The 16,235-nt window shown below is 62.0% G+C and carries 14 protein-coding genes; 9 read left to right on the top strand and 5 right to left on the bottom strand.

Translation table 11 applies throughout. The features are described 5' to 3' along the window. Positions 1-11: 11 nt before the first annotated feature. Both DSM107133_RS01595 and DSM107133_RS01600 read right to left on the bottom strand, forming a co-directional pair. On the bottom strand, positions 12-998 hold the full coding sequence (locus DSM107133_RS01595; RefSeq protein ID WP_114293063.1) for a hypothetical protein: 987 nt from the start codon (positions 996-998) through the stop codon (positions 12-14). Positions 999-1,181: 183 nt separating this feature from the next. Continuing rightward, entirely contained in the window at positions 1,182-2,885 is a 1,704-nt protein-coding gene (locus tag DSM107133_RS01600) for a molecular chaperone HscC (protein WP_114293064.1), read from the bottom strand. Positions 2,886-2,965: 80 nt separating this feature from the next. Here DSM107133_RS01600 and DSM107133_RS01605 point away from each other — a divergent pair, with 80 nt between their 5' ends. After that, the gene (locus DSM107133_RS01605) at positions 2,966-4,150 is read left to right on the top strand and encodes a hydantoinase/carbamoylase family amidase (protein WP_114293113.1); all 1,185 of its coding nucleotides are present in this window, start codon (positions 2,966-2,968) and stop codon (positions 4,148-4,150) included. Between the two features lie 38 nt (positions 4,151-4,188). On the opposite strand, the gene DSM107133_RS01610 is transcribed toward DSM107133_RS01605, so the two are convergent. The 3 genes from DSM107133_RS01610 to DSM107133_RS01620 are packed head-to-tail and all read right to left on the bottom strand — an operon-like array spanning position 4,189 to position 7,051. Continuing rightward, a complete protein-coding gene (locus tag DSM107133_RS01610) occupies positions 4,189-4,437 on the bottom strand; it encodes a WGR domain-containing protein (RefSeq protein WP_114293065.1) in 249 nt (82 codons plus the stop codon). A gap of 2 nt (positions 4,438-4,439) precedes the next feature. Beyond that, positions 4,440-5,153: a response regulator transcription factor gene (locus DSM107133_RS01615; protein ID WP_114293066.1), complete on the bottom strand. Its 714-nt coding sequence runs from the start codon at positions 5,151-5,153 to the stop codon at positions 4,440-4,442. Then, a complete protein-coding gene (locus DSM107133_RS01620; RefSeq protein WP_114293067.1) occupies positions 5,150-7,051 on the bottom strand; it encodes a PAS-domain containing protein in 1,902 nt (633 codons plus the stop codon). The genes DSM107133_RS01615 and DSM107133_RS01620 overlap by 4 nt, the downstream gene beginning before the upstream one ends. 93 nt (positions 7,052-7,144) lie before the next feature. Here DSM107133_RS01620 and DSM107133_RS01625 point away from each other — a divergent pair, with 93 nt between their 5' ends. The 8 genes from DSM107133_RS01625 to DSM107133_RS01660 all read left to right on the top strand — a co-directional run bounded on the left by DSM107133_RS01625 (position 7,145) and on the right by DSM107133_RS01660 (position 16,215). Continuing rightward, complete coding sequence (locus tag DSM107133_RS01625) at positions 7,145-7,795, top strand: DUF1007 family protein (RefSeq protein ID WP_114293068.1); 651 nt, start codon at positions 7,145-7,147, stop codon at positions 7,793-7,795. Then, on the top strand, positions 7,780-8,706 hold the full coding sequence (locus DSM107133_RS01630) for a hypothetical protein (RefSeq protein ID WP_114293069.1): 927 nt from the start codon (positions 7,780-7,782) through the stop codon (positions 8,704-8,706). The genes DSM107133_RS01625 and DSM107133_RS01630 overlap by 16 nt, the downstream gene beginning before the upstream one ends. 138 nt (positions 8,707-8,844) lie before the next feature. Beyond that, positions 8,845-10,815 carry an AMP-binding protein gene (locus tag DSM107133_RS01635; RefSeq protein ID WP_114293070.1) on the top strand — a complete coding sequence of 657 codons (1,971 nt, stop codon included), beginning with the start codon at positions 8,845-8,847 and terminating at the stop codon, positions 10,813-10,815. An 88-nt stretch (positions 10,816-10,903) separates the two neighbouring features. Then, entirely contained in the window at positions 10,904-11,722 is an 819-nt protein-coding gene (locus DSM107133_RS01640; RefSeq protein WP_114293071.1) for an ABC transporter ATP-binding protein, read from the top strand. A 32-nt stretch (positions 11,723-11,754) separates the two neighbouring features. Then, on the top strand, positions 11,755-12,771 hold the full coding sequence (locus DSM107133_RS01645; RefSeq protein ID WP_114293072.1) for a branched-chain amino acid ABC transporter permease: 1,017 nt from the start codon (positions 11,755-11,757) through the stop codon (positions 12,769-12,771). A 96-nt stretch (positions 12,772-12,867) separates the two neighbouring features. Further along, a complete protein-coding gene (locus DSM107133_RS01650) occupies positions 12,868-13,944 on the top strand; it encodes a branched-chain amino acid ABC transporter permease (protein WP_114293073.1) in 1,077 nt (358 codons plus the stop codon). 91 nt (positions 13,945-14,035) lie between these two features. Then, entirely contained in the window at positions 14,036-15,319 is a 1,284-nt protein-coding gene (locus tag DSM107133_RS01655) for an ABC transporter substrate-binding protein (protein WP_114293074.1), read from the top strand. 71 nt (positions 15,320-15,390) lie between these two features. Continuing rightward, the gene (locus DSM107133_RS01660; protein ID WP_114293114.1) at positions 15,391-16,215 is read left to right on the top strand and encodes an ABC transporter ATP-binding protein; all 825 of its coding nucleotides are present in this window, start codon (positions 15,391-15,393) and stop codon (positions 16,213-16,215) included. The last annotated feature ends 20 nt before the right edge of the window (positions 16,216-16,235 follow it).

Consider the following 16,235-nt stretch of genomic DNA (forward strand, 5'->3'; position numbering starts at 1 on the left):
CTGCGGCGTCGTCAGGCGTATTTGTCGAGCAGGTACAGAACCACCGGCACAACCGCAGTCAGGGCAAAAAGGCCCAGCTTGCGGAACTCTGCGCTGGTGTTCAGTTTCTGCGTGGTCGCGGGAAAGGCCCAAGCGGCCAAGCGTACCGCGGGGCCGGACAGCCGGAGTATGCGCGCCAGTTTGGCAACGACGGCAACGCCCAGCATGGTCAGCCAGCGCAGGAACATGAACAGGATCGCCAGCGCGATAAGCTGGATGATGTAATCCTCCGGCCCGCGCATTCTTTGAACGCTCAGCGACAGCAACCAAAGTACGGCAAAAATACCGGCCTTGTGCCAGAGGTATGTACGCTGGTCTTTCCGGGTCTTGGCAACTGCAGGTTTAGCATCCTGCGGCACAGACCGCGCATGGCCGTACATCAGCAATTGATAGTCTCGTTGCCAGCCCAGCCGTTTGCTGGCGCCGACACCGTCGGTGGCCCATTGGAAATGGGTTTCGATTACAAGGGCCATTTCGGTGGGATAGCCCGTTTCCGGATCGTTTAGCCGCGTTTGAAGCGTATCATAAAGTTGCGCTTCAAGAGAGCGGCGTAGCGTCAGGTCATGGGCCATGTCCAAAGACAGCAGCGCATCCAGAGCTTTGGTATCCCAGTACGTGTTGCGCAGCGCGTCATTGAATTTGGTCTGGAATATCGACTGTGCCTTGGCCGGGTCCTCCTGGGCCAAGGCGTCGAGCTGGCCAATGGCGATACCCCACGGTCGCGCGGGTTTGGGCTGCGCGGGTTCGGGGGGCGGCGGGGGGAGGTCGGCGAAGAGGTCCTGAACATCGGGTTCAGGGTTTTGGCTTGGATCGACCGGCGTGTCGGGTTCTGCTGCGGTGTCCGGCACGTGGGTTTCGGGTTGGACGGGTGGCGGCCTGAGCGGCTCTTGCAGGCGTATGGGCGGTGCGTCATCCGGTGCGGAATCCACTCCGGTGCGCCCTTGTGCAATGTCAGCCATGCGCGGCGCTTGGGGGCAGCCTTGTCTTTCAGCGCGCCGTTCTTGGCCGCGGCAAAGGCATCGCGCAGCGCGCCAAAGGCGGCGGGATCGTTGCGGTCGATCTGTTTCAGCCGAGCGGCATAGGCGCGTTTGACCTCGCGTTCGGTCGCGCGTTTCTCAAGGCCCAGTTCGGACCACGGCCACCTAGGAGACATAATAGTCGTCGATCCGGTCCAGTGTTCCGCCCATATCCCCGCGCATCCGTGAAATCTCGGCGGGGTCCTGCCCTTCGAGCGCGCCTTCGAACTCCATCAGCATACCTTGCAGCAGATGCCGGTCGTCGCCGCTGGCCATTTCGTACAGCCGCCGGATGCGGGCCAGAAAGGCGGTGTTTTCCTCGTCCTCGCGCGGGTGCATCTTGAACGCCTGCATCTGTTTCAGGCGCTTGGCGATGTCCGCCTCGGTCAGGTTCGACACGTTGTCGCGGATGACCAGACTGGCCTTTTTGGCGGTGGTGATCGACGTGGCCTCGACCTCGATCAGGCCCGAGGGATCATAGGTGATGCGCACGAACATGCCTTCGTGGCCGGCCTTGCCCTTGGGGACGTCCAGATTGAACTGGCCCAGATGCACGTTGTCGCCGACCTTGGGGGCCTCGCCCTGATAGATGTCGACGCGCAGTTGGGTCTGGTTGTCGTCCATCGTTGAAAAGCTGTCCTGCCGCGACGCGGGCAGGGGTGTGTTGCGTTCGATGATCGGTTGGAAGAAGCCGCCGATGACGGTGCCGTTCTTCAGCTTGGTTGCGGTTTCGATGCCGACGGAAAAGGGCGAAACATCGGTCATCACCACGTCTTCGAGTGCGCGGTCTTCGGCCACAAGGGCGGCCTGCACGGCAGCGCCAAGCGCCACGGCATGATCCGGGTCGATGGTCATTTCGGGCAGCCGCTTGAACTGGCGCGCGACCATCTGGCGGATCATCGGCATACGGGTGGCACCGCCCACCAGAATGACGCGGTCCAGCGCGTCGGTATCAAGGCCGGTGTCGTAGAAACACCGCTCGATCGGGCGGTGCAGGCGTTTGATCAGCGGGGCGCAGGCGGTCTCGAAATCGGCGCGGCTGAGGCTGAGGGTGTGGTGCGCGCCGTCAAGTTTCAGGCGGGCTTCGAAGTCATCCTTGCCGCTCAGATGCCGTTTGGCCACATCGGCTTGCAAGCGCAGCTGTTGCTGGGCGTCCTTGCCCAGCTTGGCCCACGGGGTCCCGATCTTGTCCGCCATCGCCTTGGCCAATGCTTCCGAGAAATCCTCGCCGCCCAGAAAGGCATCGCCGGACGAGGCCTTGACCTCCATCACACCGTCGAAATGCTCCAGCACGGTCACGTCAAAGGTGCCGCCGCCAAGGTCGAAGACCAGAAACTGGCTTTCGCCGTCGCGGTCCTGCAAGCCGTATGCCAGCGCCGCCGCAGTCGGTTCGTTGACCAGCCGCACCGCGTTCAGGCCGGCCATGGCGCAGGCAGCCATGGTGGCCTGACGCTGGCCCTGATTGAAATAGGCAGGCACGGACACGACCACATCGCGGATGGTCTGGCCAAGGGTCGCCTCGGCGTCGTCCTTGAGCTTGCGCAGCACCAGCGAGGACAGTTCCTCGGCCCGCAATTTCTTGCGGCCCAGCTGAAATCTCGTGTCCGTCCCCATGGCGCGTTTGAACGCGGCGGCGGTGTCCTTGGGGTGGGTGGTCTGGCGGTCGCGCGCGGCCTCGCCCACCAGCACCTTGTCTCCGTCCAGTGAGACCACGGAGGGCGTCAGCAAATGCCCCAGCGCATTGGCCAGCAGGCGCGGCGCGCCATCCTCGAACACGGAGATCAGGGAATTGGTGGTGCCAAGATCAATACCGATGATGGGCTGGGCCATGGACTTTTTACCTTGTGGCAGGGCATCTTGCCCACGTTATTTCGTGGGCAAGGGCGGTGGTCAACCGCGAGGGGATGGATATGCAGGTAGACGGTCAGCGGTTTCTGAAGGATTTGCACGCATTGCGCCGTTTTGGCGCGCAAGGGGTGGGCGTGGTGCGCCCTGCCTATTCCGAGCCGGATGTGGCGGGGCGTGTATGGCTGGCCGAGCAGATGCGCGATGCGGGTCTGCGGGTCGAGATGGACGCAATGGGCAACCTGTTTGGACTGGCGGATGGGCCTTCGATGCTGCTGGGCTCGCACAGCGACAGCCAGCCGACGGGCGGCTGGCTGGATGGTGCGCTGGGTGTGATCGCGGCGTTGGAAATTGCCCGCGCGGCGGGCGGCGGTGTGTCGGTGGTGTCGTTTCAGGACGAAGAGGGCCGGTTCGGCGTGACCACCGGCAGCGCGGTGTGGTCGGGCAATCTGGCACAGGACAAGGCAGACGGGCTGGTGGACCACGCAGGCCAGTCGCTGGCCGAGGCGCGGCAGGCCATGGCCGAGATGGTCACCGGCCCCGTCGATCCGGCGCAGTTCACCGGATATATCGAGATGCACATCGAGCAGGGGCCCTATCTGGAGGCCAACAACGAACAGATCGGCGTGGTGGAACATATCGTGGGCATCCGCGATATGGTCATCACGATGACCGGCCAGCAGAACCATGCAGGCACCACGCCGATGCACCTGCGTCAGGATGCCTTTCAGGCGCTGAGTGCGTTTAACACCGCGCTGAACGACCGGCTGCGCAATGTGGTGACGCCCAGCACGGTCTGGACCATCGGCCATGTGTCGCTGTCGCCCAATGCCTCGTCCATCGTGCCCGGACAGGTACGGTTCTCGATGCAATGGCGGGATGGTGAGAGCGACCGGCTGGTGCGGATGGAGAAGATCATTCGCGATCTGGCCGAAGAGATCGCGGCAGAGCGGAACATGACGCTGGCCTTCGGGCCGATGCTGGGGCTGGAGCCGGTGCAGATGGATGCCCGGCTGCGGGGTGCGTTGGAGGCGGCGGCCGAGGCGCAAGCGCCGGGCAAGTGGCGTATCATGCCCTCGGGCGCGCTGCATGACGCGACCAACGTCTCCAAGTTGATGCCGGTGGCGATGCTGTTCGTGCCGTCGATTGGCGGGATCAGCCATGCGTTCGAGGAAGACACCGCCGAGGACGATCTGGTGGCGGGCTTGCGTGTGATGGCGCAGGCCGTGGATCAGGTGCGGGCGGGTTAAGGGGCGCTGCCCCTCGGCCTGCGGCCTCACCCCGGAGTTTACTTGGCAAGATGAAGAGGGGCGGTGTCGCGTATGTATCCGCGTTGCAGGGCGCGCTGGCGGTAGGTATCGGCCACCTGAGAGGCGGCGCGCAGGTCGGTGTGGCACGAGGTGATCGTGCGCGGCGTGCCGCCGACAGCCCCCCATTCGCGGGTGACCGAGGCTTCTTCAAACAGGTTGCGCGAGATTTCGACGCGGTAGAACAGCGGGCGGGCCTTGCCGGTGCGGTACAGAAGGGCTTGCAGCATGGTCAGCTCCAGTGGACGTCTCCGAGAAAGATATAGCCTGCGCCGTAGATTGTCTTGATCAATTGTGGGTTTTTCGGGTCTTCGCGCAGTTTTGTGCGCAGGCGCGAGATGCGCACGTCCATCGCGCGGTCAAAACTTTCGCCGGCGCCACCGCCCAGAGATTCCTGCATTTGCGCGCGTGAGATCAGGCGGCGCGGGCTGGACAGGAACAGGCGCAATACTTCGCCCTCGGCATGGGAGAAGGTGGTTTCCGCACCGGCCTCGTCGACCAGCGCGTAGCGGTCAAAATGGGCGGTCCAGCCCTGAAACCGTGCGGTGTTGCCGGTGTGGGCCGGTTGCTGGGTAGAGCGCAGGCGCGCGCGCACGCGGGCGACGACTTCGGCGGGGTCGAAGGGTTTGATGATATAATCGTCAGCGCCCAGTTCCAGCCCTGTCACCTTGTCCTGCACCTGTGCGCGGCCGGAAATGATAATGACCGTGGCCCCCTGCTCCAGCGCCAGCCGGTGTACGATGGTCAGCCCGTCGGTGTCGGGCAGGCCCAGATCGACAAGGCAGACATCGGGCTGGTGGATTTTCAGCGCCGCTTCGAAGGCCGAGGCGCGCGAAAAGCTGAGGGTGCGAAACCCGGCCTCTTCCAGCGCGTCGGCCAGCATGGTGCGGATGGCGGGTTCGTCGTCAAGGATGGTGACGAGGGGGGGATTGTTTGCTTTGGTCATTGGGCGGCCTGCGGCATCAGAAGTGCGGCAAGGTCGTCCGCTGAAAAGGGTTTTTGCAGCACCGGTGCGCGCGTCAGGGCGGCGCGGTGCATCGGATCGGAGACCGGCAGCGAGGTCATCAGGATGACCGGTGTTCCGGCGCCTTGCAGACGGTCCACCAGATCAATCCCCGAGGCTGCGCCCAGCCGTATGTCGCTGAGGATCAGGTCGATATCGGGCAGGTCGGCGGTCAGGGCCGTGGCCTCGTCGACGCTGGCGGCTTCGACGACGGAATGTCCCAGACCCATCAGCATGTCGCGGTACAGTGCGCGCAGATCGTCGCGGTCTTCGACCAGCAGGACCATGCCGCCGGTCACAGGCGCAGGGCGGTTCAGGGGCAGGCGCAAGCGTACTTCGGCACCTGTGCGGGTGTTGTTCAGGCTCAGATGGCCGCCGGCGGTCTTGGTCATGTCATAGACCATTGGCAACCCCAGCCCCGTGCCTTCGCCGCCCTTGGTGGTAAAGAACGGATCGCAGGCCTTGTGCAGCGCCTCTTCGGAAAAGCCGGGGCCGGTGTCGGTGACGGTGAATTCCACCCATGTGTCGCCAAGCGCGGCGGCGGTCAGAGTGATCGTGCCTTTGGAGCCGCATGCGTCGCGGGCGTTCAGGATCAGGTTCAGCAGGCTGTCTTGTACCATGCCGGTGTCCAAGAGCAGCGGCCCCGCAGGCAGGGTGCAATCGACGCGCAGGGACTGACCGGCGGGCAATGTGGGCGAGGCCAGCGTGGCGACATCGGCCAGCAGGCCCGCCACCTCGACCGGGCCGGGCCGCAGCACGCGGGCGGCGGTGGCATTGGCGATACCATCCAGAAGATCACCGCCGCGCCGGGCGGCGGCGCGCGTGCCTTCGATCAGGGGCACGGCGTCCTCGGGCAGGTTGTCCATGCGTTCAAGTTTGCTTTGCAGGCCCAGAATGATCGTCAGAAGGTTGGAAAAGTCATGGGCCAGCCCCGACGTCATCTGCGCCGCCAGCGCGCGCTTGCGGTTTTGTTGCAATGCGACACGGGCCTGGGTCTCTTCGGTGACGTCCATCGACAGGATATAGGCCCCCTGCGCGGTGTCGGGGGTAAAGGCGGCACGAATCCGATGGGCACTGGGGGCGTCGGTAAACTCAAACACCGAAGCGCGCCCGTCGTAAGCGGCCTGAAGGTGCGGCTTGATCAGCGCATAATTGGCGTCGCCAAGGGCCTGCGAGATGTGCAGGCCCATCAGTTCGTTCGGGCGGTCGGGAATGACGCTGGCCAGACGCCGATTGGTATAGGTGTAATGTCCGGTTTCATCCACATGTGCGATGTGGGCCGGCATCATTTCGGTAACCATGCGGGTGCGCGCTTCCATTTCGGTCAGTTCGCGCTTGGCTTCTTTCAGTGCCGCGACGGTGGCGGACAGTTCGCGGTTGGTGGCCGCCAGCTCTTCCGAGCGGGACAGCACCATATCCGACAGCGCATCCGAACGCGTGCGCAGCATGTGCTCTTGGTCTTTGGTGCGGGTGATGTCGGTATAGACCGTGACCCAGCCGCCCTGTGGCAATGGCGCGCCTTCGACCGAAATGGTGCGTCCGTTGGCGCGGGTGCGCTCCATATAATGCGGCTCGAATGCGCGGGCGGTCCTGACGCGCTCTGCAACAAAGTCTTCGATGTTGTCGATGGGGCCGTATTCGCCATTGGTCGCAATATGACGGATCGTGTCTTCGAAGGTTGCGCCGGGTGCGACCAGCGCATCGGGCAGGTTGAACATCTGCTGGAAGGCCACGTTGCACACGGACAACCGCAAGTCGTTGTCATAGATCGACAGCGCCTGGGCGATCAGGTTCAGCCCTGCTGTGGTCAGGGCGCGGCTTTTGTCATCATTGCGTTGCACTTGGCGATCCTCCGCCGATTGAGGTAGCACCGCGGGGCGCGTTCGCAAAGGGTTGGTTTGCGCCGCGCCGCGAAGGTGGCTAGAGCTTGACCCATGAGAACCCTTGCTGCAATCGCCCTGATCTGCACCGCCACGGCCCCGCAAGCGCACCCGCATATCTTTATAGATGCGGGTCTGACGACGATCGTGGACAAGGACGGTGCATTGCAGGCGATCAAGGTGACCTGGGCCTATGATGCGTTCTATTCTCTGTTGATCACCGAAGATTACGGTCTGGACCCGGACGGCAACGCGGTGCTGACCAAGGAAGAAGAAGCGCAGTTGCGCGGCTTTGATATGCAGTGGATCGAAGGCTACAACGGTGATCTGGTCGCTCGGCTGGACGGTGCGCCACTGGAGCTGTCAGGGCCGCGCGATGCAACCCTGGTGATGCGCGAGGGGCGGCTGGTGACGACCCATGTGCGCGATGTGGCGGGCACGCCGATGTTGGCGGGACACACCCTGTCGCTGAAACCCTATGATGCGACCTATTACACATCCTACGATGTCACGTTGAACGTGAAGGTCGAGGGGATGGAGGGCTGCACCATTGCGCGCAATCTGCCCGATCTGGATGCGGGGATGAAGACGTTACAGGGCGCGTTGTCCAAGCTGGGGCGCGATCAGGATGCGATCGAGGAAGGCTTTCCCGAAGTGGGCGAAGCCTTTGCCACCGATGTCGAGATCACATGCGCGCCCCGCTGATTGTGCTGCTGGCGGTGCTGGCTGCGGTCGGCTGGTGGTTGTGGCCGGGCGGCGGGCTGGGACAGATCGGGCAGGTGGCGGCGGGTTACCAGCGGTCTTTCCAGAACGAGATGGCATTGACCTTGCGGGCCACGCGGGCGGGCAATCCCGGTGCGTTCTGGACGCTGCTGGGCGTGTGTTTTGCCTATGGGTTTGTGCACGCGGTGGGGCCGGGGCATGGCAAGGTGCTGATTGGCGGATATGGCTTGGGGCGTCGGGTGACGGTGCTGCGGCTGGGGGTGATTGCGTTGCTGTCGTCGCTGGGGCAGGCGGTGACCGCGATTGTGCTGGTGCAGGGCGGGCTGTGGCTGTTTGCGCTGACCCGCGACCAGATGGTCGGAGCGGCCGAAGACGTGATGGCCCCGGCCAGCTATGGCGCGATTGTGCTGATCGGGCTGTGGTTGCTGGGACGCGGGCTGCGCCGGTTGCTGCGCCGCCCTGTGGTGCAGGATCACAGGGGGCAGGATCACGGGGGGCATGACCATGACGATCATTCCCACGACACCTGCGCCCATTGCGGGCATCGTCACGCCCCAAGCGTGGAAGAGGTCGCAGGCCTGCGCTCGCTGCGCGAGGCGCTGGTGCTGATTGCCGGAGTTGCGATCCGGCCCTGCACCGGGGCGTTGTTCGTGCTGGTGATCACGCATGGCATGGGAATTATCGGCGCAGGCATCGCAGGTGTCTTCGCCATGGCCATCGGCACGGCGGTGGTCACGGTGGCCGTGGGCACCGGTTCCGTGGGCCTGCGCAGCGGGTTGCTGGCCAGCGTGGCGGGCGGACGATGGGCCGTTGGCATGCTGCCCTTGGTCGAGATTGGCGCCGGCGCGCTGGTGTTGACCGGCGCGGGCGGATTGCTTTTCCGCGCTTTGTAACAATTCGTAAGAATCTGGCAAACATCAGGAAAAAGTTGACCGCGAGTGTGCGACCAGCATGATTTGCGGGGAGGATTCGCGTGTCATGCGAATAAGGGCCTGTCGCGGCAAACGTGGCGGGTTTGGGAGGAGAATACATTGACCAAGACGCTGGAAGGCGCCGCTGGACTGAGGTCCATACCGGCGTTGCTGCATCGCAATGCGACCGAGTTCGCGGATGCGCCTGCTTATCGCGAAAAAGAATTTGGCATCTGGCAAAGCTGGAGCTGGTCGCAGGCGCTTGAGGAAATCGAGGCGCTGGCGCTGGGGATGATCGACCTTGGCGTGGCCGAGGGCGACTTTGTTGCCGTGATCGGACGCAACCGGCCCCGGCTGTACTGGGCGATGATGTCGGCGCAGATGTGCGGCGCAGTTCCGGTGCCTTTGTACAACGACGCCGCTGCCGAAGAGATGGCCTATACCATGGGACATTGCGGCGCGAAATACGTTGTGGCCGGCGATCAGGAACAGGTCGACAAGGTCATGGAAATCCAGGACCGGCTGCCCGATTTCGAAGAGATGATCTATCTTGATGCGCGCGGCCTGCGCAAATACGATCACGAAAAGCTGCGGTCCTACGAGCAGGTGCAAGAGAGCGGACGCGCCAAACGCGACACGCTGATTGCCGAGATGAAGGCCCGCATTGCCAAGCTGGATTACGACAGCACCGCCGTGATGCTGTACACATCCGGCACCACCGGAAACCCCAAGGGCGTGGTGCTGAGCAACCGCAACGTGATCGAGACCTCGCGCACCAGTTCGGAATTCGACCATCTGCGCCAAAGCGATGACATTCTGGCCTATCTGCCGATGGCATGGGTGGGCGATTTCATCTTTTCCGTGGGTCAGGCTTTGTGGACAGGGTATTGCACCAACTGTCCCGAAAGCGCCGAAACGATGATGACCGACCTGCGCGAGATCGGGCCGACCTATTATTTTGCCCCGCCGCGCGTCTTTGAAACCCAGCTGACCAATGTGATGATCCGCATGGAGGACGCCAGTAAGCTGAAAAAATGGATGTTCGACCATTTTATGGCCCATGCGCGCAAGGTCGGGCCGGATCTTCTGGATGGCAAGCCGGTCGGGTTCATGGACCGGCTGAAATATGCCCTGGGCGACCTGCTGGTCTATGGCCCGCTGAAAAACACGCTGGGGTTCAGCCGCGTGCGCATCGGCTACACGGCGGGTGAGGCGATCGGGCCGGAAATCTTTGATTTCTACCGCTCGCTGGGGATCAACCTGAAACAGCTTTACGGCCAGACCGAAGCCACCGTTTACATCACCGCACAGCCCGACGGGCAGGTGCGCAGTGACACGGTGGGCGTGGTCTGCCCCGGCGTGGAGTTGAAGATCAACGACACCGGCGAAGTCTATTACCGCTCGCCGGGCGTGTTCGTCGAATACTACAAGAACCCCGAAAGCACCGCCGACACCAAGGACGCCGAAGGCTGGGTGGCCACGGGGGATGCGGGCTTTATCGAGCCTGACACGGGCCATTTGCGCATCATCGACCGTGCCAAGGATGTGGGCAAGATGGCGGACGGGTCGCTGTTTGCGCCGAAATACGTCGAGAACAAGCTGAAGTTCTATCCCAACATTCTGGAAGCCGTCGTGTTCGGCAACGGGCGTGAAGAATGCACGGCGTTTATCAACATCGACCTGACGGCGGTCAGCAACTGGGCCGAGCGTAATAACATTGCCTATGCGTCCTATCAGGAGCTTGCCGGGCATCCACAGGTGCTGGCGACGATCCAGAACCATGTGGAAGCGGTGAACCGTTCGGTGGCAGAGGACGAGATGCTGTCGGGCTGTCAGGTCCACCGTTTTGTCGTGCTGCACAAGGAACTGGACGCCGACGACGGCGAACTGACCCGCACCCGCAAGGTGCGCCGCAAGAAGATCGAGGAGAAATTCCACGACATCATCACGGCGCTGTATGACGGGTCCGAGCAGATCAGCACGGTAACCGAAGTGACCTATGAGGATGGCCGCAAAGGGTCGATCAGCGCGACGCTGGAGATCCGCAGTGCGGCGGTTCAGCAGGTCACCACGCGGATGGCGGCGGAATGACGGGGTTTGCATCTGTGAGCCCCGGGGCCGTGGCAAGCCGACCCTCCGGGGGGGATTTTTTTGAACCAGAGAAGCAGGGGGACGTGTGATGCTGGATCAGGCAGAAGGCTACACAACCGCGGACGGGCGCAGGATTGGCCCCGTGGTGATGGAAATGAAGAACATCACCCTGCGCTTTGGCGGCGTCGAGGCGATCAAGGACATTTCCTTTGACATCCGCGAGGGCGAGATCCGCGCGATTATCGGCCCCAACGGCGCGGGAAAATCGTCGATGTTGAACGTGATCTCGGGGTTCTATGTACCGCAAGAGGGGCAGGTTCTGTATCGCGGTGCGCCGCGCCCGCCGATGAAGCCGTTTCAGGTGGCACGGCAGGGCATTGCGCGCACCTTCCAGAACATTGCGCTGTTCGAGGGCATGAGCGTGCTGGACAACGTCATGACAGGCCGATTGACCCACATGCAGACCGGCCTGTTCTGGCAGTCGATGTGGAAGGGCCGCGCCGAGGAAGAAGAGACCGCCAACCGGGAAGTTGCCGAGAAAATCATCGACTTTCTGGAAATTCAGGCGATCCGCAAGACGCCCGTGGCACGTCTGCCCTATGGTTTGAAAAAGCGGGTCGAACTGGCGCGCGCGCTGGCCGCCGAGCCGTCGCTGCTGCTGCTGGACGAGCCGATGGCGGGCATGAACGTCGAGGAAAAAGAGGACATGAGCCGCTTTATCCTGGATGTGAACGACGAATTTGGCACCACGATTGCCCTGATCGAACACGACATGGGCGTGGTGATGGACCTGAGCGACCGTGTGGTCGTGATGGATTACGGCAAAAAGATCGGTGACGGCACCCCCGACGAGGTGCGCAACAATCAGGACGTGATCGACGCCTATCTGGGGGTGGCTCATGACTGATGTGACGATGTGGAATGTGAAGGAACTGCGCGATGTCTGAGACTTTTCTCTATACGGTCGAGGTGTTCCTGAACGGGCTGATGGCCGGTGTGCTTTATGCGCTGGTCGCGCTGGGCTTTGTGTTGATTTACAAGGCTTCGGGTATTTTCAACTTTGCCCAGGGGGTCATGGCGTTGTTTGCGGCGATGACGCTGGTGGGTTTCCAGAACGGGCAGGTGCCGTTCGCGCATCTGATCAACGCGACCTTTGGTGTGCATGTGTCGACCTTCGGGTGGAACCTGCATTCGGTTGTCGCGGTGTTCCTGACGGTTCTGGTGATGATCGCGCTGGCCTGGGCTGTGCAGCGGTTCGTGTTCCGGCATCTTGTGGGGCAGGAACCGATCATTCTGTTCATGGCGACCATCGGTCTGGCCTATTTCCTTGAAGGGTTTGCCGATCTGATGTGGGGGTCCGAGATCAAGACGCTTGATCTGTGCTGGGCTGTGGGTGCCTGTCTGCCGCAGGGCGGGAACTTCTGGATCGAGGATATGACCGCCGGTCTGGGTGGTGAAGGCTTCTATGGTTTCTTTATCGACAGTCTGGACATTGTTGCGGCGGTTGTGGCGATGGTGCTGGTGGCGGCCCTGGTGGCCTTTGCCCAATACACCAAGCAGGGGCGCGCGATGCGCGCTGTGGCGGATGACCACCAGGCGGCGCTGTCCGTTGGCGTATCGCTGAACTTTATCTGGATCCTTGTGTGGTCGCTGGCGGGCTTTGTCGCCCTTGTGGCGGGCATCATGTGGGGTGCGAAGTCGGGGGTTCAGTTCTCGCTGTCGCTGATTGCGCTCAAGGCGTTGCCGGTGCTGATGCTGGGCGGGTTCACCTCGATCCCCGGTGCCATTGTGGGCGGGTTGATCATCGGCGTGGGTGAGAAGCTGTTCGAGTTTCTGATCGGTGCGCCCTTCCTTGGCGGCGCAACCGAGAACTGGTTCGCCTATATGCTGGCGCTGCTGTTTCTGGTGTTCCGCCCGCAGGGTCTGTTCGGGGAGAAGATCATTGAGCGTGTTTGATCCAATCCGTGCCGTCGAAGCGGGGGCCAGCCCCCGCACCCCCGGGATATTGACAGCCAAAAGAATGAAAAGCCTGCGGGCTGTGGGAGTACTCTGATGTTTTATCGTGAAGCGGGCGAATTTCGCACGACCTACAAGGAAGACAGCCAGACCTTTCCGATCCGGTTCGACCGGTGGCGCTATTACTTTGTGCTGTTCGTGGCGATCTGTGTCATTCCGTTCATGGTCAACGACTATTGGGTGAACTCGATTTTCCTGCCCTTCCTGATCTATGCGATTGCGGCGATCGGGCTAAACATTCTGGTGGGCTATTGCGGGCAGGTGTCGCTGGGCACGGGCGGGTTCATGGCGGTGGGGGCCTATGCCTGCTACAAGCTGATGACGGCCTTTCCTGACGTGAGCATGTTCATTCATGTGATCCTTGCCGGGGTGATCACGGCAGGCGTGGGCATGTTGTTTGGCCTGCCATCGCTGCGGATCAAGGGGTTTTACCTGGCCGTGGCGACGCTGGCGGCGCAGTTCTTTCTGGTGTGGCTGTTCAACCGTGTGCCGTGGTTCTACAACTATTCGGCCTCCGGCCAGATCAATGCGCCCGAACGTGACACCTTTGGCATTCTGATCACGGGGCCGAACACCGAAGCCTGGGCCACCTATCTGTTCTGTCTGATCTTTACGCTGGCCAGCGCCATCATCGCGCGCAATCTGACGCGCGGATCGGTGGGGCGTAAATGGATGGCCATCCGGGATATGGACATTGCCGCAGAGATCATCGGGGTAAACCCGCTGACCGCCAAGCTGAGTGCCTTTGCCGTGTCGTCGTTCTTTGTCGGTATCTCGGGGGCGCTGTTCTTCAGCGTCTATCTGGGGGCTGTCGAAGTGGGCGAGGCCTTTGGCATCAACAAGTCGTTCCTGGTGCTGTTCATGATTATCATCGGCGGGTTGGGCAGCATTTTCGGCAGCTTTGCCGGGGCCGCGTTCCTGGTGTTGCTGCCCGTGGCGCTGAAGGTTGTGGGCGTTGACTGGCTGGGCTGGCCGACGGACATCGTGGCACATTTGCAGCTGGTGATCGTGGGGGCGCTGATTATCGTGTTCCTGATCGCAGAGCCGCATGGCATCGCGCAACTGTGGCGCGTGGCCAAGGAAAAACTGAGATTGTGGCCGTTCCCGCATTAACGGGGGCGGTTGCCAAGACTGGCGGGTAACACCCCGCCCTGCGCTGGCCCTGCAAGGGGCCGCATCGGAAAAACCAAGGGAGGAAACACCGATGAAGATGAAGTTTGCAACAATGGCTGTCGCGGCTGTTATGGCTGCGGGCCCGGTGATGGCGGACCTCGTGTTCCCGTCGCTGAGCTACCGGACGGGTCCCTATGCGGCCAGCGGAATTCCCTTTGCGGATGGCTATGCCGATTACTTCACCCTGCTGAACGAGCGGGATGGCGGCATTGGTGGTGTCAAAACCCGCCTGCTGGAATGCGAGACCGGCTATAACACCGAAAAAGGTGTGGAATGCTACGAGTCGACCAAGGGTGAAGGCGCGTTGGTCTATCAACCGCTGTCCACCGGCATCACCTATCAGCTGATCCCAAAAGCAACCGCTGACGGTATTCCGATCCACTCGATGGGCTATGGGCGGACCTCGGCAGCGAACGGCACAGTGTTCCGTGACGTGTTCAACTATCCGGCCAACTACTGGGATGGTGCATCGGGCGCGATCAACTATCTGCTGGACGAGAACGGTGGCGACATCAATGGCAAGAAGATCGCCTTGGTCTACCACAACTCGGCCTATGGAAAGGAACCGATCCGCACGCTGGAAGAACTGCAAAAGCAACACGGTTTCGAGCTGACATTGCTGCCTGTGGACCACCCCGGTCAGGAGCAGAAATCGCAGTGGCTGCAAATCCGTCGTGAAAAGCCCGACTATGTGATCATGTGGGGCTGGGGCGTTATGAACCAGGTTGCAGTGCAAGAAGCCGTGAACATCCGCTTTCCGATGGAGAACTTCATTGGTGTGTGGTGGTCTGGGTCGGAAAACGACGTGATCCCCGCTGGTGCGGCGGCCAACGGCTACAAGGCGCTGACGTTCCACGGTGTGGGAAGCGACTATCCGGTCTATGACGACATCCAGAAGTTTGTCGTCGACGCTGGTAAAGCCGCCGGTGCGGGCGATCAGATCGGTACGGTTCAGTACAACCGTGGCATGTATGCTGCGATGCTGGCCGCCGAAGCTGCAAAAACCGCACAGGAAATCCACGGCACGCCGGACATCACCGCCGCAATGATGCGTGACGGCATGGAAGCGCTTGAGATCACCGAAGCGAAGATGGCCGCACTGGGCCTTCCCAACTTTGGCCCCGAGTTCAAAGTGTCCTGCGAACAGCACGGTGGTCCTGGCCTGGTGGGGGTGACCCAATGGGATGCAGCTTCGGGCAAGTGGAATGTCATCTCTGACTATAAACCCACCGACCGCGAGTTGATCGGCCGTCTGGTGGCCGAAGATTCGGCTGCCTATGCCGCTGAAAACAACATCGAACCCGGCTGCAACTAAGCCGGCCTTCTCCGGCGGCGCGCCGCGTCGCCGGAGATTTTCTTGAACATTGCCATCGGGATACGTTGATCATGCTGGACGCCGGAAAAACTGACGAGACCTTGCTGGAGGTCAACAATATCGAGGTGATCTACAATCACGTCATTCTGGTGCTGAAAGGCGTCAGCCTGTCCGTGCCCAAGGGCGGGATCACGGCCTTGCTGGGCGGCAACGGCGCGGGCAAGACCACGACGTTGAAAGCAATCAGCGGCTTGCTGGCCTCGGAACGGGGCGAAGTCACCAAAGGGTCAATCAAATATCGTGGCGACATGATCCAGCACACCGACCCTGCCGAGACAGTGAAGCGTGGTGTGGTGCAGGTGATGGAAGGCCGTCACTGCTTTGAACACCTGACCATCGAGGAAAACCTGCTGACCGGGGCCTATACGCGCACCGACGGCAAGGGCGCCACAGCGGCGGACCTTGAGATGGTTTACAACTATTTTCCGCGCCTGCGCGAGCGGCGCAAATCTCAGGCCGGATATACCTCGGGGGGGGAACAGCAGATGTGTGCCATCGGGCGCGCCCTGATGAGCCGCCCCGAAACGATCCTGCTGGACGAGCCGAGCATGGGTCTGGCGCCGCAACTGGTGGAACAGATTTTCTCGATTGTGAAATCCGTGAACGAGAACGAGGGCGTGTCGTTCCTGCTGGCCGAGCAGAACACCAACGTGGCGCTGCGCTTTGCCCATTACGGTTACATTCTGGAATCGGGCCGCGTGGTGATGGACGGCCCTGCCGCCGAGCTGCGCGAGAACCCCGATGTAAAGGAATTCTATCTGGGCATGTCCGACGAGGGGCGCAAATCGTTCCGCGATGTGCGGTCGTACCGCCGCCGCAAACGCTGGCTGAGCTGATTGGCCCGGACCGGGGTGAC

This window comes from Pseudosulfitobacter sp. DSM 107133 (genome assembly GCF_022788695.1).
Lineage (GTDB): Bacteria > Pseudomonadota > Alphaproteobacteria > Rhodobacterales > Rhodobacteraceae > Pseudosulfitobacter.

Bases quoted from the DNA above. Each gene is read 5' to 3' on its own strand.
- DSM107133_RS01660 (WP_114293114.1), top strand. From the start codon at position 15,391: ATGCTGGACGCCGGAAAAACTGACGAGACCTTGCTGGAGGTCAACAAT.
- DSM107133_RS01630 (WP_114293069.1), top strand. From the start codon at position 7,780: ATGCGCGCCCCGCTGATTGTGCTGCTGGCGGTGCTGGCTGCGGTCGGC.
- DSM107133_RS01615 (WP_114293066.1), bottom strand. From the start codon at position 5,153: ATGACCAAAGCAAACAATCCCCCCCTCGTCACCATCCTTGACGACGAA.
- DSM107133_RS01595 (WP_114293063.1), bottom strand. From the start codon at position 998: ATGGCTGACATTGCACAAGGGCGCACCGGAGTGGATTCCGCACCGGAT.
- DSM107133_RS01610 (WP_114293065.1), bottom strand. From the start codon at position 4,437: ATGCTGCAAGCCCTTCTGTACCGCACCGGCAAGGCCCGCCCGCTGTTC.
- DSM107133_RS01645 (WP_114293072.1), top strand. From the start codon at position 11,755: ATGTCTGAGACTTTTCTCTATACGGTCGAGGTGTTCCTGAACGGGCTG.
- DSM107133_RS01605 (WP_114293113.1), top strand. From the start codon at position 2,966: ATGCAGGTAGACGGTCAGCGGTTTCTGAAGGATTTGCACGCATTGCGC.
- DSM107133_RS01650 (WP_114293073.1), top strand. From the start codon at position 12,868: ATGTTTTATCGTGAAGCGGGCGAATTTCGCACGACCTACAAGGAAGAC.
- DSM107133_RS01640 (WP_114293071.1), top strand. From the start codon at position 10,904: ATGCTGGATCAGGCAGAAGGCTACACAACCGCGGACGGGCGCAGGATT.
- DSM107133_RS01625 (WP_114293068.1), top strand. From the start codon at position 7,145: ATGAGAACCCTTGCTGCAATCGCCCTGATCTGCACCGCCACGGCCCCG.
- DSM107133_RS01600 (WP_114293064.1), bottom strand. From the start codon at position 2,885: ATGGCCCAGCCCATCATCGGTATTGATCTTGGCACCACCAATTCCCTG.
- DSM107133_RS01655 (WP_114293074.1), top strand. From the start codon at position 14,036: ATGAAGATGAAGTTTGCAACAATGGCTGTCGCGGCTGTTATGGCTGCG.